11 protein-coding genes and 1 pseudogene are annotated in these 15104 nt (G+C 42.0%); 5 read left to right on the top strand and 7 right to left on the bottom strand.

Going from position 1 to position 15104, the window contains the following annotated elements; translation table 11 throughout:
* The first annotated feature begins 12 nt into the window (after window positions 1-12).
* Window positions 13-528, top strand: coding sequence for a DUF2489 domain-containing protein (locus KG708_RS09800; protein WP_024602131.1), 516 nt, complete (start codon window positions 13-15; stop codon window positions 526-528).
* Between the two features lie 70 nt (window positions 529-598).
* On the opposite strand, the gene hemN is transcribed toward KG708_RS09800, so the two are convergent.
* Together hemN and yjgA are read right to left on the bottom strand one after the other, a co-directional pair.
* Window positions 599-1972, bottom strand: coding sequence for an oxygen-independent coproporphyrinogen III oxidase (gene hemN, locus KG708_RS09795; RefSeq protein ID WP_213609268.1), 1374 nt, complete (start codon window positions 1970-1972; stop codon window positions 599-601).
* A 116-nt stretch (window positions 1973-2088) separates the two neighbouring features.
* Window positions 2089-2613, bottom strand: coding sequence for a ribosome biogenesis factor YjgA (gene yjgA, locus KG708_RS09790; protein WP_013463882.1), 525 nt, complete (start codon window positions 2611-2613; stop codon window positions 2089-2091).
* A 145-nt stretch (window positions 2614-2758) separates the two neighbouring features.
* Between yjgA and pmbA the strand changes: the two genes are divergently transcribed.
* From pmbA to KG708_RS09775, 3 genes and pseudogenes are all read left to right on the top strand, one after another.
* Window positions 2759-4108 carry a metalloprotease PmbA gene (gene pmbA, locus KG708_RS09785; protein WP_213609266.1) on the top strand — a complete coding sequence of 450 codons (1350 nt, stop codon included), beginning with the start codon at window positions 2759-2761 and terminating at the stop codon, window positions 4106-4108.
* Between the two features lie 71 nt (window positions 4109-4179).
* The gene (locus tag KG708_RS09780) at window positions 4180-4659 is read left to right on the top strand and encodes a DUF721 domain-containing protein (RefSeq protein WP_213609264.1); all 480 of its coding nucleotides are present in this window, start codon (window positions 4180-4182) and stop codon (window positions 4657-4659) included.
* A gap of 246 nt (window positions 4660-4905) precedes the next feature.
* Window positions 4906-6261, top strand: a pseudogene (locus KG708_RS09775) (M13 family metallopeptidase); the annotation flags it as partial.
* 81 nt (window positions 6262-6342) lie between these two features.
* Here the strand turns inward: KG708_RS09775 and mutT are convergent.
* Both mutT and secA read right to left on the bottom strand, forming a co-directional pair.
* A complete protein-coding gene (gene mutT / locus KG708_RS09770) occupies window positions 6343-6741 on the bottom strand; it encodes an 8-oxo-dGTP diphosphatase MutT (protein ID WP_213609262.1) in 399 nt (132 codons plus the stop codon).
* A gap of 70 nt (window positions 6742-6811) precedes the next feature.
* Entirely contained in the window at window positions 6812-9520 is a 2709-nt protein-coding gene (gene secA / locus KG708_RS09765) for a preprotein translocase subunit SecA (RefSeq protein ID WP_213609260.1), read from the bottom strand.
* 620 nt (window positions 9521-10140) lie between these two features.
* Here secA and KG708_RS09760 point away from each other — a divergent pair.
* Window positions 10141-10911: an NADP-binding protein gene (locus KG708_RS09760; protein ID WP_213609258.1), complete on the top strand. Its 771-nt coding sequence runs from the start codon at window positions 10141-10143 to the stop codon at window positions 10909-10911.
* 195 nt (window positions 10912-11106) lie between these two features.
* Here the strand turns inward: KG708_RS09760 and hutH are convergent, their stop codons facing one another.
* From hutH to hutC, 3 genes are read right to left on the bottom strand one after another with little or no spacing between them, the layout of a single operon-like run.
* Entirely contained in the window at window positions 11107-12639 is a 1533-nt protein-coding gene (gene hutH / locus KG708_RS09755; protein WP_213609256.1) for a histidine ammonia-lyase, read from the bottom strand.
* On the bottom strand, window positions 12636-14315 hold the full coding sequence (gene hutU, locus KG708_RS09750; RefSeq protein ID WP_213609254.1) for a urocanate hydratase: 1680 nt from the start codon (window positions 14313-14315) through the stop codon (window positions 12636-12638). Before hutU ends, hutH begins: the two co-directional genes overlap by 4 nt.
* A 22-nt stretch (window positions 14316-14337) precedes the next feature.
* A complete protein-coding gene (hutC, locus tag KG708_RS09745) occupies window positions 14338-15066 on the bottom strand; it encodes a histidine utilization repressor (RefSeq protein WP_058155442.1) in 729 nt (242 codons plus the stop codon).
* Between the last annotated feature and the right edge of the window lie 38 nt (window positions 15067-15104).

The raw sequence follows: 15104 nt of genomic DNA, 5'->3' as shown, positions 1-15104 counted from the left end.
TAAGGACACGCAATGAGTACAGCAGTGATCTTAGCCTTAGTTGTAGGTGCTGCTATTATAGCGGGCTTGGCATTTTATGCGGGTCAGTTGCTCTACAAGCTAAATGTGCAAAAAAAGCTAATTAGCAAAAAACAGGCAGAGCAACAGCAAAAGCTAAAACAGTCGCGTTTAAAGCGTAATGCGAAGTTAGCCGATAGTATTCATTTAATTGCACGTGCTATGAATGAAAAGCAATGTGATTATTCTGAGGGGTGCTTACGTATTTGGGTGCTTATGTCGCAATATAGTTTTGATACTGAGCGCGACCTAACGAGTGCATACCCGGGTATTTATAAAATGTACGACGTGGTAAAAGAAATGCCAACCCATGATTCGCGCAAAAAGTACGCTAAAAAAGAAATTTTTAAGCAAGACACGGCGCGCTGGCGTGCAGAAGAATCACTGAGTGATGAAATTGAAGCTGACTGTAAAAAAATTATTGTTGAGTTTAAAGCAGCCCAAGGCAGCGAAAACGTGGTTTTTAACTAGCGCTTAGATTTTACGGCATATATAAAAAAGCAGACCTTGGTCTGCTTTTTTTATACGTGCTAGTTTTAAATTATATAACGCGTGAGAAGCGAGTGGCATTTATCTGTTTTTGTAAATGCGCATCAAAGCACATACAAATAATACGAATAAATAAATTCCCTTTTGGTGTTACGCTAATTAGGTTGTTTTCTATTGTTACCATTTCATCGGCAATTAATGGTGCGAGTGCCTCTAAAGCATCTTGAAAGTAGTCATTAAAGCTGATTTTATGTCTGTTAGCGAATACGCTCATATCAAGCTCAAACTGGCAAATAAGCTGCTTAATCGCATCGGCGCGAATAAGATCATCTTGGGTTAAATGCATGCCTTTATTAATGGCACTGCCTGCTTGCTCATCAACTGCTTGATAATAATGTTTTAACTCTTTTTTATTTTGTAATATCGCTGTGCCTATTTGCGAAATAGACGAGACACCTAAGCCCAATAAGTCGCACTCGCCATGAGTGGTGTAGCCTTGAAAATTACGATGCAGCTGATCCGTATTTTGTGCAATGGCTAGCTCATTATCAACTTTTGCAAAGTGATCCATACCTATAAATTGATAGCCCGCCTGCGTCATTTGCTCTAGGGTATTTTTAAACATGGTGAGCTTATTATGCGCACTGGGTAAATCGGCGTCTTTAATTTTACGTTGGGCGGCAAAACGATCAGGTAAATGAGCATAGTTAAACACTGAAACGCGATCAGGGCCTAAGGCAATAAGTTGCTCAATCGTTTGCGTAAAGCTCTCAGGTGTTTGTAGTGGCAGGCCATAAATCATATCAGCATTAATTGATTTAAAGCCCAACTGTTTTGCTTGGGTAATTAATTGCTTTACCTCATCAACATGCTGAGGGCGATTAACAGCCAGCTGAACCTGATCATTAAAATCTTGAATACCAAATGACACACGATTAAACCCCAACTCGCTTAAATCAACCAGCATATTGTCAGCCAGTGAGCGAGGGTCGATTTCGATACCGCGCTCGCAGGTATCGCTAAAGTTAAAGTGTTGCTCTAGCAGTTTTACTAAGCGCGTCATTTGCGCTGCGGTTAAAAAAGTTGGTGTGCCGCCCCCCAAATGTAATTGCTCAACCCGATAATCTTGAAACAGCGGTGCTTGTGCTGCAATTTCTTTAGCTAAAAAGTCTAGGTAGGTATCGGCTTTAGATTGGTGGCGAGTAATGACTTTATTACAGCCACAGTAATAACAAAGCTGACTACAAAAAGGAATATGAATATATAAAGACAACGAACGGGTTTGCGATGATTCAATAGCGCTAATCAAATCTTGTTGCTGATAACCATCAGCTAACGAAAGCGCGGTCGGGTAAGACGTGTAACGCGGGCCCGATACATTGTATTTGTTTATTAAAGTTTGATCCCATTGAGGAAGTTTAATCATCACGCGCACCTTATCTTTTAAGTTGCTGCGTATTGTAAAAAAGCAAAGGGGAGGAGGTTTTGATCTACAACAAAAAAAGGTGCCGCAGCACCTTTTTAATATATAACGCGGCTGCGTTACATTATGGCGTCTTTTAAGTACTGAAATAACTCTTTGTAGCTTCTCGCTGGTTTTTCAGCTTTTACTTCTTTGGCAGCATTACGCACCATTTGGCGCATTTTTTGGCGCTCAAGAGCTGGATATTGTTCAATTGTTTCGTTGATTAAGTCATCGCCTTGTTCAATTAAATCACTGCGCAGTTGCTCAATTTTTTTGATCATAACCTCAGCTTGGTTATTTTTATTAAGCATGACATCAATGATCGCTTTAATTTCTTCAATATTTTCTACCGTACGAAGGGTTTTTGCGATGTAATTTAAATGTCGGCGGTAGGCATCACTTTTATTACTTATTTTATCAGCAACCACCATTGCTTCTTTTAAGTCATCATTGAGCGGCAGGCGTTCACGCTGCTTTTTACCCATTTTGGCAATTTCAGATCCTAACTGATGAAACTCTTGCGCTTCGCGCTTAAGTTCACTTTTTGATACATATATAATTTCTTCTTCAATTTCAGCAGGCTTGCCTTTTTTCTTCGCCATGGGGTGCTCTTAAATAAAAATAACTTCATCTATTATACGCGATTCTTTTAGTGATTAATATTAGCTGATGTGGTGCAGTGAGTGTGTTAGCATTTAAATATAAAAAATGTGTGCAATATGGCCTTTAGGGCTCAGGACAGAATTTATGAAAAGCCAACACCAAGATCCAATTTATTCGCAAATCTCTCAAGTAAAAGACGCTGTATCAGAAGTACTTGAACATGCTAAAAAACTAGGTGCTACCGCTGCAGAAGCGGCTATGTCTAGCACTTCGGGGCTGTCGGTAAGTACGCGCATGGGGGAGGTAGAAACCATTGAGTTTAATCAAGACGGTGGTTTAGGTATTAGCGTGTATGTTGGCAATAACAAAGGCTCGGCATCAACGGCTGATTTAAATCCTAAAACATTACGTGCTGTGGTCGAAAAAGCCATCGATATTGCTAAATTCACCTCAGACGATCCATGTAATGGCATTGCTGATAAAGAACTGCTTGAGTTTTCCCCTAAAGATTTAGACTTATTTCACCCTTGGGATGTAAGCCCAGAGCAAGGGATTGATTTATGTCACGCCGCAGAGCAAGCCGCATTAAACGCCGATGAGCGAATTGTGAACTCTGATGGTGCTAGCTTTTCATCGCATCAAGGGCTGCGAGTATATGGTAACAGCCATGGTTTAATTGCAGGCTTTCCACGTACTCGCCACAGCATAAGCACTATGGTGATAGGTAAAGAGGGCGAGCATATGCAGCGCGATTCAGCCTACACGATTTCTCGCGATCAAGCGGGGTTAAAAGATGCTGCAAGTGTTGGACTTGAAGCCGCAGCAGAAACCCTAGCAAAACTAAACAGCCAAAAACTAGGCACCATGAAAGTGCCGGTTATTTTTAGAGCTGATATTGCTAATTCATTGTTTGGCCATTTGGTATCAGCAATTGGTGGTGGTGCACTGTATCGTAAATCCAGCTTTTTATTGGATAGCTTAGGCACGCAGGTATTTAGCAAAACGGTTAATATTTCAGAGCGTCCGCACTTACTTAAAGGCTTAGCATCATCGCCATTTGATAGCGAGGGGGTTAAAACGCTCGACAGAGAGATAATACTCGGTGGTGAGCTGCAAACGTATTTACTAGCAAGCTATGCAGCGCGTAAAATGAATATGACGCCAACAGGACATGCTGGCGGTATCCATAATTGGTTAGTAGAACAAACGCATCAAGATTTAGCCGCATTATTAAAAACCATGGGTACGGGCTTATTGGTTACGGAACTTATGGGGCAGGGTGTGAATACTGTAACGGGTGACTACTCTCGCGGTGCGGCTGGTTTTTGGATTGAAAATGGTGAAATACAATACCCAGTAAGTGAAATTACGATTGCTGGTAATTTAAAAGATATGTTCAAAGGTATTACAGCCATTGGTGGTGATATTGAGCGACGCGGCGGTATTCAAACGGGCTCAGTGCTGATTGAACAAATGCAAGTAGCAGGGGCTTAGCCCATTTTTGTTTGCTTAAATTCAGCCACGCTGAATTTAAGCAGATCTAAACGATGTCTTTAAGGTGTGATATGGCTAAAGATAGATATGCGCCAAAACCGTTAACCGACATTATGGCGGGGCTTAACAACCGTTTAGCGGCCTATGCGGGAAAAAGCCAAGCTCTGGATACACAACAACAATTGTTGCGAGATTTTTTAGGCCCTAAACTAGGTGATAAATGCCGAGTGAGTAATTACCGCGATGGCACCTTAATGATAGAAGCCGTCTCAGCCCCTATTGCGCTAAGGCTTAATTATTTGAAAATGGATATGCAATCTCATTTTAGAGCAGCAGGTATGGCTGAGCTTGGGCAAATAAAAATTACCGCCAATCCACAGGCAACGCAACGATTAAATGCCCGCCCTAAAATTGCTGATGATAAAACAACTAACTCGCTTAAAATGAGTGCACAAACGGCTGATTATTTAAATGCGATCGCCGACTCTGCTCCACCGTCATTAAAAGAAAAGCTTCAGCGCTTAGCTTTACATGGCAAAAATAAACCTTAGTTAAATACCACTTAGCTCCTTCCTCGGTTTGTTTTATTAGCTTTAAAATACTTTGTTACATATTTGATTTTGTTGTTATATCGATCAGGTTTATGAGGCCGGATCAGTACTTCATATTCGGTGCTAGCAATGTGTATTTTATTAAGCTACATGCATGCGTTAAGGCTTAATGAAATACGTATTTATGTCGATCAGCATACGGAGTTCTTATGAAAAAAATAACCATGACTGCCGCTAAGTCAAACTATGGGTCGTTCTCACAGTTATATGGTTGAAAATACACGTGAAGAGTTAGGGATGTTACCACTTGAGCCAGCTATTAAAAGCATTGATACAGTGAAAGATAAAGCTGCGTTGGTCACATTAGTGGCACGGCTACAATTAAAGGCGGAGATCTTCCTTTTGGCTGGTATGTTAATAATGACGCTAAAAACTCAAGTGAAAATGCGCTCTATGCCTATCAAGCGGGACTTGGTTTACCTGACCGTGATTATTATTTAAAAGATGATGAAAAATTCACAAAAATTCGCGCGGCTTATCAAACCTATATTACCGATATTTTAGCTAAAGCTGGCGTTAATAATGCCACTGATGCAGCCAAAGCGATACTTGCCTTTGAAACGACACTTGCTGATGCACAGTGGAGCCGAGTGCAAAGCCGTGATGCAACAAAATCATATAATAAAATGTCAGTAGCTGAAGCTAACACGTTAATGGGAGATTTTGATTTAAGTGCTTACTTTGAAGCAGTTGGTGTTGATGCTCAAGAGTTGATTGTGCGCCAACCAAGTTACTTTGAAAAATTTGCAGACATTTTCAAAAATACAGGCTTAACGGTTTGGCAAAACTACTTAAAATTCCATTTCGTTAGTAATTACCCTAAAGATTTAGTAGATTTGAAGTTTAATTTTTACAGCATCACGTTGCGCGGTGTTGAAGAACAAGCGCCACTTTGGAAGTAAGCCGTTGATGCATTAAACAGGGAATGCTTACTACAACCCAGTGAATAACGAAACAGTATCTCCTGCGGCGATTTTACAGCCTCCTTTCTTTTATTTAGAAGCAGATGATGCGGTTAACTATGGTGCTATTGGTGCGGTTATTGGCCATGAGTTAGGCCATGGCTTTGATGATCAAGGTGCAAAATACGACGGTGATGGCAATTTGCGTAATTGGTGGAGCGAGTCAGACCTTAAGCAGTTTGAACAGCGAAGTGCTGCCTTAGTTGTGCAGTATAATCAATATAAACCGTTTGAAGATGCCAGCGTTAATGGTGAGCTGATACTGGGTGAAAACATTGGTGATTTAGGCGGCTTAACCGTCGCTTATAAAGCGTATCAGCTATCGCTGGGTAATTCGAAAGCACCAATTATTGAAGGCTATACGGGCGACCAACGCTTCTTTATGGGCTGGTCGCAAGTTTGGCGTCGTAAATACCGCGATGAAGCTCTGCGTAATCGTTTAATGAGCGATTCACATTCACCAAGTCATTATCGCGTGATTGGTATTTTGTCGAACAGGCCAGAATTTTACCAAGTGTTTGATGTTAAAGAGGGTGATAAAATGTATATCAAGCTTGAAAATCGCGTCAAAATTTGGTAATAGCAATTCGCATAATAAAAAAGCCAGTGAAAGTTAAACTTACTGGCTTTTTTGTTGCTTAATCAAAACGTATAGGTAGGATTAGCTGTATTTTGCTTTTATGGCGCTGATAATCTCGACATTGGCCGCAGGAAAATCATAGTTATCAAGTTCGTCTATACTTACCCATTCGCTTGGTTGCCCTTCTGCGCCATGAGCTTGACCATTAAAGTTACTGACCACATGCACATTAAGTCGTACGCATTTATCGCCATAGTCATGCTCTATAGTGACAAGTTCGCTTGAGCTATGAATAGTAAGTCCTACTTCTTCAAATAATTCGCGCTTCAGTGCTTGAAAAACACTTTCCCCAGCCTCTACTTTTCCGCCTGGAAATTCCCATAAGCCACCTTGGTGCTGTTCATCTGCACGTTTACAAATAAACACATTGTTATTTTTTTTAATTACACCCACAGCAACATTGATGATTACTTTAGTCATTACCTCTCCCTTAAATAGCATAAAAAAAGCGACGCAAGCGTCGCTTTTTATCTAACGTAACAAAGTGGTGTTATTTTAATTTACCACAACATTGTTTGTATTTTTGACCTGAACCACATGGACATGGATCGTTACGACCCACTTTTGGCTCGCTACGCGCCATAACCTGAGCGCTTTGTGGTGCTTCACCACCTACGTGCTCTGCTTCTTCATGTTGATATTCGCGAGGGGCATTTTCACTTTTACGGTGTTGCTCTTCTACTTTTTCAACATCTTCTTCAGCGCGAACTTGTACTTTACTTAAAATACCGACGACATCGACTTTTAAGTTTTCTAGCATTTCAGAGAACAATTCAAACGACTCACGTTTGTACTCTTGCTTAGGATTCTTTTGTGCATAACCACGTAAGTGAATACCTTGGCGTAAGTGATCCATTGCAGCAAGATGGTCTTTCCAATGTTGGTCAAGACTTTGAAGCATAATGGCTTTTTCAAACTGGCGCAGTACAGAATCGCCAACCATTTGTTCTTTTTGCTTGTAAGCTTGTTCAACCGCTTCTTCAATACGCTCACGCAGTTTTTCTTCATACAGTTTATTGTCATCAGCTAACCACTGCGAAAGTGGTAACTCAATCAAGAAGTCTTGTTTTAAGCGTTCTTCAAGCCCTGGGATATCCCACATTTCAGCCAAGCTTTGTGGGGCAATGTATTGATCAATCACACCGGCGAGCACATCACCACGGATAGCGGTAATCGTTTCTGAAATATCACCTTCTTCAAGCAATTCGTTACGTTGAGAGTAAACAACACGACGTTGGTCGTTTGCTACATCATCGTACTCAAGTAGCTGTTTACGCACATCAAAGTTACGTGCTTCTACTTTACGCTGGGCGTTTTCGATTGCGCGGTTTACCCATGGGTGTTCAATGGCTTCACCACGTTGCATACCTAGTTTACGCATCATGTTAGTCATGCGCTCACCGGCAAAAATACGCATTAACGCATCATCCATCGATAGGTAGAAACGGCTTGAACCGGCATCACCTTGACGGCCAGAACGACCACGTAACTGGTTATCAATACGACGTGATTCATGACGCTCAGTACCAATAATGTGTAAGCCGCCAGCATCAATTACCGCATCATGGCGAATTTTCCATGCTGCTTTTATTTCAGCAATTTGTTCGTCAGTTGGGTTCTCAAGTTTTTCAACTTCGCTGTTCCAATTACCACCAAGTACAATATCGGTACCACGACCGGCCATGTTAGTGGCAATCGTGACTGTGCCTGGTAAGCCCGCATCAGAAACAATGTCTGCTTCTTGTGCGTGGAATTTAGCATTAAGTACGTTGTGCTTAATTTTTTCTTTGCGTAAAAACTGCGATAAGTACTCAGAGCTTTCAATTGAGATAGTACCTACAAGTACAGGCTGACCACGTTCTTGACAGTCTTTAATGTCTGCTAAAATCGCTTCGTACTTTTCTTCTTGCGTTAAGTAAACTAAATCAGCGCGATCATCGCGGATCATTGGTTTATTGGTTGGCATAACCACAGTGTCTAAACCGTAGATAGACTGAAACTCAAACGCTTCTGTGTCGGCTGTGCCTGTCATACCTGCTAGCGTTTCGTACAAGCGGAAGTAATTTTGGAACGTAATAGAGGCTAATGTTTGGTTCTCGTTTTGAATTTTCACACCTTCTTTTGCCTCTACAGCTTGGTGTAAACCTTCTGACCAACGACGTCCTTCCATTGAACGACCTGTGTGCTCATCAATAATGATGACTTCGTTTTCTTTGATAACGTAATCAACATCTTTTTGGTAAAGCTTGTGCGCACGAAGAGCGGCATAAACGTGACTAAGTAGCGTGATGCTCGCTGCTGAGTACAGTGAATCACCTTCTTCAATTAAGCCGCGCTCTGTAAGTAACTCTTCAACTTTTATTTGCCCACGCTCAGTAAGATGAACTTGCTTAGATTTCTCATCGATTGTGAAATCGCCATCGCCTTCAATCCCTTCCTCGTCTTCTTTTTCTTGTAATTCAAGTAGAGGAACAATGGTATTAATTTCAGTGTATAGCTCAGAGCTATCTTCAGCAGGACCAGAAATAATCAGTGGCGTACGTGCTTCATCAATAAGGATTGAATCCACTTCATCCACTACGGCATAAAATAATGGGCGTTGTACGCGCTCATCAATGCTAAATGCCATGTTGTCACGCAGGTAATCAAAACCAAATTCGTTATTGGTACCGTAAGTGATGTCAGCTTCATAGGCTTGTTTTTTCTGTTGCGGCATCATGCCCGGAACATTACAGCCTACGGTTAACCCTAAAAATTCAAATAATGGGCGGTTGGTTTCAGCATCACGTTTGGCCAAGTAGTCATTCACGGTAATGACATGAACACCTTTACCTGTTAAACCATTTAAATAAGCCGGCAGTGTCGCTGTGAGTGTTTTACCTTCACCGGTACGCATTTCTGCGATACGACCTTGGTGTAAAACCATACCACCTAATAACTGCACGTCGAAGTGACGCATACCGTTTACACGCTTTGATGCTTCACGTACCACTGCAAATGCTTCTGGTAGAATATCGCCTAAGCTTTGTCCGTTATCGTAACGCTCTCTAAACTCGGCTGTTTTAGCTTTTAAATCTTCATCTGAAAGCGCTTCTAGTTGCGTTTCAAGTGCATTGATCAGTGCGACCGTCTTTCTTAGGTTTTTAATAGTGCGGTCATTGCGACTACCAAAAATCTTGGTAAATAAATTAGATATCATGATAAAACCGTTACAATGTGTTTTTTTGCTAGCCGTGCATCGGCTAACCCATTTTTTACAATTGATAATTAATGTATTCTTTAAATTAACCTTTAGGACACATTAATTAGCAATTTTGTATTAAGCTGCTTAAAAAGCACTGTTTATTACCTGCGCTACTATACCAGACTCTGCTAAACATCAAACTACCTCAATAAAAAGATCTTCATTTAAAACAGAAAAATGAGATCTCGCTCATAAAAATAGCGTTATATAACGAAACTTGATTAAAACTGCAGATAAACAGACCCTAAAGATATGGTGCTGAATAAATTAAAAACAAGAGCAAAGCGCTTAAATTTCACCCTTAAACGCCTTGTTAGCAGCCATCGTTTTTTAAAGCTTAAATTGAGCAATCGTTTTATATATTACTCTCGGTAAGTCACTTAAGTCATACGCTTTATCTGCAGGTATGTAATGAATGGTTGCGGTATCATTAAAGAGATTACTAATCGAAAAAAAGCGTGTGTTAATATCTTCTGCAATCAGCGTTTGCTAATATTATTTTTAGTCGCATAAAGTTAATTATATTTTTTATCGCTATAAAACGCGTTGATTGAGTTTTAATAAGGGTAAATAAAGTGCAAACCAACAAAGATAATTTAGTCGTTCTTGGCGCTGGCTGGCTTGGCCAAGCCTTATGTATTGATGCACAAAAGCAAGGTTGGCAAGTGCAGGGAACTCATCGAAGTGACACTCATCAATTTGATTTTGAACGTCAGTTTGTTTTACAAAACGGCGAGCTGCAGCACCAAGTGGATTTACAAAATGCGTATTGGGTCTGTGCAATCCCGCCTCGCAGTCGAGATAGCGAAAGTGATTATCCGCAAGTGCTTGAGCAGGCGTTAAAGCTGGCAACTGAGCTTAATTGCAAAGGCTTTTTATTGTGCTCATCGACTGGGGTATATGACCAAGAACCTGGCGTTTATAGTGAAAGCAGCGATATATCAGGCACTAACGAGCGACAAATAAAGCTGTATGACGCTGAAGAGCAAGTGCTTGAACAGCAAGGTAAAGTGCTTCGCTTAGCCGGATTGTTGGGGCCAAATAGAGAGCCTGGTCGTTTTGTGGCGGGTAAAGAACTTAATACCTCTAGTCAGCAAGTAGTGAATATGGTGCATCAACAAGATGTAATCAATGCGATTTACGTGGTCCTTAATAACTGGTCGCAAGGACAAAGCATTTATAACGTGGTGAACCCCGCGCACCCGACCAAAGCAGATTATTATGCAAAAAAGTGTGAGCTGTATGGCACACAAATGCCAAGCTTTAGTAGTGATGAAGTCGCTGAGCGCAAAGTTATTGGCTCAGCGATAGAAGCGCTGGGTTTTAGTTATCAGTATGGTATTTAACCTGAACTCTGAATAATAAATCTATCTCAAGCAGCTATTTTCAGTCCTAACTGCGTTGAATTTACTTGCAATAGGCGAGCTATTGACGCGTAATTTCGCCTTGTTTTCACTGGAAATCTCTGGCTAGAGAAAATAAACATAAATATCATATTGATTTAATACGTTTGTAAATCTCTTAACCAGAGTTCAGGCTATTTAATAAGAAGGTAAGGGCGAGTTTTTTATAAAGTCACACAACTTACCTTCACTTAGTAGCGTGTTAGCCGCTTCAATATCGGGAGCAAAATACCGGTCTTTGTCATAATAACTAACATGTTGGCGTAGCAGTGCTTTGGCACTTTCTACTTTATCACACGCGCGAAGTGGTGCTCTAAATTCAAGCCCTTGGGCAGCACTGAGCCATTCTATGGCCAGTACGCCTTGCGTATTATTAGCCATATCAACCAGTCGTCGTGCTGCAAACGTTGCCATGGAAACATGGTCTTCCTGATTAGCTGAAGTTGGTAAGCTATCTACCGAGGCTGGGTGTGCTAGTGACTTGTTCTCAGAGGCGAGCGCAGCTGCGGTGACTTGAGCAATCATAAATCCTGAATTTACCCCACCGTTTTTTACTAAAAATGGCGGTAATTTAGATAAATTAGAGTCAATCAGTAGGGCAATACGTCGCTCAGCTAAGGCGCCAATTTCAGCAATAGCAATCGCCAGGTTATCAGCGGCCATAGCAACGGGCTCAGCATGAAAGTTTCCGCCTGAAATAATATCCCCTACATCGGCAAATACGAGAGGGTTATCGGTTACTCCGTTTGATTCACACAGTAGTACTTCGGCGGCTTGGCGTATTTGGGTTAAGCATGCACCAAGTACTTGCGGTTGGCAACGCAGACAATATGGGTCTTGTACTTTTTCACAATTAATATGTGAGTCACTAATTTGTGAGTGGGTATCGAGTAATTCTCTAAATACGTGAGCCGTATCTATTTGCCCACGCTGACCACGAATGTCATGAATACGTGCATCAAATGGCGCGCGACTGCCCATGGCCGCTTCTATACTTATAGAGCCAATAACACAGCTTTGTGCATACAAGTCTTCGGCTCTAAATAATCCCTGAAGTGCAAATGCAGTGGATGCTTGCGTGCCATTTAATAATGCCAAGCCTTCTTTAGCGGCTAATGTAAGAGGTTCTAGGCCTGCAATCTTGAGTCCTTGTGCAGCACTTATCAGCTCACCTTGGTAACGCATTTGGCCCTCACCCAATAAAGGCAAACACATATGCGCAAGCGGTGCTAAATCGCCCGATGCGCCCACTGAGCCCTTTTTAGGCACGCAAGGGTAAACTTCACTTTTAAGCAGCTGCATAAAAAACTCAAGCACAGCTAAGCGAATACCAGAATAACCGCGCGATAAAGAGTTTATTTTTAGCGTGATCATCAACCTAACGGTGCTGTCATCCATTAATTCACCAATACCTGCGGCGTGTGAAAGCACGATACTACGTTGTAATAGTTCGAGTTCATCGTCAGCGATTTTAGTATTGGCCAATAACCCAAAGCCAGTATTAATGCCATATACAGTGCGATGTTCGTTTATCACGTTTTGGACTGTTTGAGCACTGGCAGCTATTTGCGCCTGTGCATTATTGGCCAGAGTTAAGTGTATGGCTGATTTGTTAATTTTTCTTAGCGTGTTTAAGTCAAGCTGACCCGGTTTGAGTGTATATGAAATCATGACTTGTCCTCATTAAGCATTGGTAAGTCTAGCTGCTGCTGTTGCGCACAGTTTTTTGCAATTTCATAACCCGCATCAGCATGGCGCATTACACCGGTGGCGGGATCGTTCCATAATACTCGAGCAAGACGCTGCTCTGCTTCATCGGTACCATCGGCAACAATCACTACGCCTGAGTGCTGGCTAAAACCCATACCTACACCGCCGCCATGGTGAAGCGATACCCAAGTAGCACCGCCTGCGGTATTAAGCAGAGCATTTAATAGTGGCCAATCGGAGACCGCGTCGGAGCCATCTTTCATACTTTCAGTTTCACGGTTAGGACTGGCAACTGAGCCTGAGTCGAGATGATCTCGTCCAATAACTACCGGCGCTTTAAGCTCACCGCTTTTAACCATATCGTTAAAGGCAACAGCAAGGCGCGCTCTATCTTTTAAACCGACCCAACAAATACGTGCAGGCAAGCCTTGAAATTGAATTCGCTCACGCGCCATATCAAGCCAATTATGTAGGTGTTTATCATCTGGAATGAGTTCTTTTACTTTTGCATCGGTTTTATAAATATCTTCAGGATCGCCAGATAGCGCTACCCACCTAAACGGACCAATACCTTCACAAAATAATGGACGAATATACGCAGGCACAAACCCAGGGAAATCAAATGCATTACTCACGCCTTCTTCTAGGGCCATTTGACGAATATTATTACCATAGTCGGTTGTTGCTGCGCCCGCTTTTTGTAGTGCCAGCATCGCCTTTACTTGGACTGCCATTGACTGTTTAGCCGCTTTTACAACCGCTTTTGGGTTATCGATTCGCATTTTAGCTGCGTATTCCATACTCCAATCTTGTGGCAGGTAACCGTTAAGTGGATCATGAGCTGAGGTTTGATCGGTAACTATATCGGGGGTCACCCCACTTTTTACCAAGGTACTAAACACATCGGCGGCGTTACCTAGTAAACCCACAGAAAGCGCTTCACCTTTTATGCAAGCATCTGTTATTAATTTTAGTGCATGCTCAAGATCTGTGGCTTTTACATCGACATATCCTGTTTTTATCCGAAAATCGATACGGCTTTCATCACATTCCACCACCAAGGCACTAAAGCCTGCCATGGTAGCCGCTAATGGTTGCGCCCCCCCCATACCTCCAAGGCCACCCGTTAATACCCACTTACCTTTAGCATTACCAGCAAAATGCTGTTTTGCCATAGCTACAAACGTTTCGTAAGTGCCTTGCACTATGCCTTGAGAGCCAATGTAAATCCAAGACCCTGCGGTCATTTGGCCGTACATCATCAAGCCTTTTTTATCTAGCTCGTTAAAGTGTTCCCAATTTGCCCAGTGCGGTACTAGGTTTGAATTGGCAATTAACACGCGTGGTGCATTGCTATGAGTTTTAAATACACCCACAGGTTTGCCTGATTGCACTAATAAGGTTTCGTCATTTTCTAGGCGTTCAAGTGTGGCAATTATTTTGTCATAACTTGGCCAATCACGTGCAGCACGGCCAATACCACCATAAACCACCAGAGCTTGAGGGTGCTCTGCAACATCAGGGTCTAAATTATTCATTAGCATGCGTTTAGCCGCTTCGGTTTGCCAGCTTTTGGTGGTTATTTGATTGCCATGTTGCGCGCGTATTTCGCGTTGTGTGTCCAGTCGATGATTCATTGTTCACTCCTGTTAAATAGTGTTATGCGTTATGCGCTTTATTATTATTTTTAAATGTTAATTGTCCGCCCAAGCGGTACTTACTGCCCGGCGATATAAGTCGTGCAAAGCTAACAATCCCGTTAACCGACCAAGTGCGGCGTATTACTTGTAAGCATGGCTCTTCGTTATATAGGTTAAGCCATTGACACATTTCATTATTTGGCGTTATAGCCTCTACGGTGTGCCTTGCTTGTGTTAATGGGGCAACTGTTGATAGGTATTCGTGTGGGGTGAGAGCGGTAAAATCTTGTTGTAAATAATCCTTCGCAAGTAACGGGTTTACAAAGCGCTCTTCAACTTGCAAGGGGCTGTCGTTTTCGTTATGAATAATGACACTTCGGTACACCACACTATCTACCTCAACACCTAAAGCAATAGCAATTGGCGCCACGGCATTGATTGATTCCAACACCTGTACTGTGCAGCTGTAGTTTCCGTTTCGCTCTTTGACTTCATGCGCAATGTTTTTTATTTCCAGTAGTGATGACTGCGACTTAAAGCTTGCGACAAAAGTACCTAGCCCTTGGCTACGGGTTAAAATGCCTGTATCAGTTAGCTCACTTAGCGCTCGACGTGCGGTCATTCTGCTTACCGCAAACTGCTTTGCCAGTTCATTTTCTGAGGGCACGCGTTGGTTTTCAAGCCAAAGCCCACTGCGTATTTTGTCCACAATAAACTGTTTTATTTGTGTAAATTTAGGTGTTGGCATAGACGCTTTTGGTGTATTAAAAATAAACAATACTTAAT

The organism is Pseudoalteromonas sp. (assembly GCF_018402495.1).
Taxonomy (GTDB): domain Bacteria; phylum Pseudomonadota; class Gammaproteobacteria; order Enterobacterales; family Alteromonadaceae; genus Pseudoalteromonas.
Note: the sequence above shows the minus strand (reverse complement) of the source record. Positions and strands in the feature narration are given on the sequence as shown.

What these genes read in the sequence shown, in the direction of transcription:
- hutC (WP_058155442.1), bottom strand. Translation starts at nt 15,066, where the DNA reads ATGCCAACACCTAAATTTACACAAATAAAACAGTTTATTGTGGACAAA.
- secA (WP_213609260.1), bottom strand. Translation starts at nt 9,520, where the DNA reads ATGATATCTAATTTATTTACCAAGATTTTTGGTAGTCGCAATGACCGC.
- mutT (WP_213609262.1), bottom strand. Translation starts at nt 6,741, where the DNA reads ATGACTAAAGTAATCATCAATGTTGCTGTGGGTGTAATTAAAAAAAAT.
- hutH (WP_213609256.1), bottom strand. Translation starts at nt 12,639, where the DNA reads ATGATTTCATATACACTCAAACCGGGTCAGCTTGACTTAAACACGCTA.
- KG708_RS09780 (WP_213609264.1), top strand. Translation starts at nt 4,180, where the DNA reads ATGGCTAAAGATAGATATGCGCCAAAACCGTTAACCGACATTATGGCG.
- hutU (WP_213609254.1), bottom strand. Translation starts at nt 14,315, where the DNA reads ATGAATCATCGACTGGACACACAACGCGAAATACGCGCGCAACATGGC.
- KG708_RS09800 (WP_024602131.1), top strand. Translation starts at nt 13, where the DNA reads ATGAGTACAGCAGTGATCTTAGCCTTAGTTGTAGGTGCTGCTATTATA.
- pmbA (WP_213609266.1), top strand. Translation starts at nt 2,759, where the DNA reads ATGAAAAGCCAACACCAAGATCCAATTTATTCGCAAATCTCTCAAGTA.
- yjgA (WP_013463882.1), bottom strand. Translation starts at nt 2,613, where the DNA reads ATGGCGAAGAAAAAAGGCAAGCCTGCTGAAATTGAAGAAGAAATTATA.
- hemN (WP_213609268.1), bottom strand. Translation starts at nt 1,972, where the DNA reads ATGATTAAACTTCCTCAATGGGATCAAACTTTAATAAACAAATACAAT.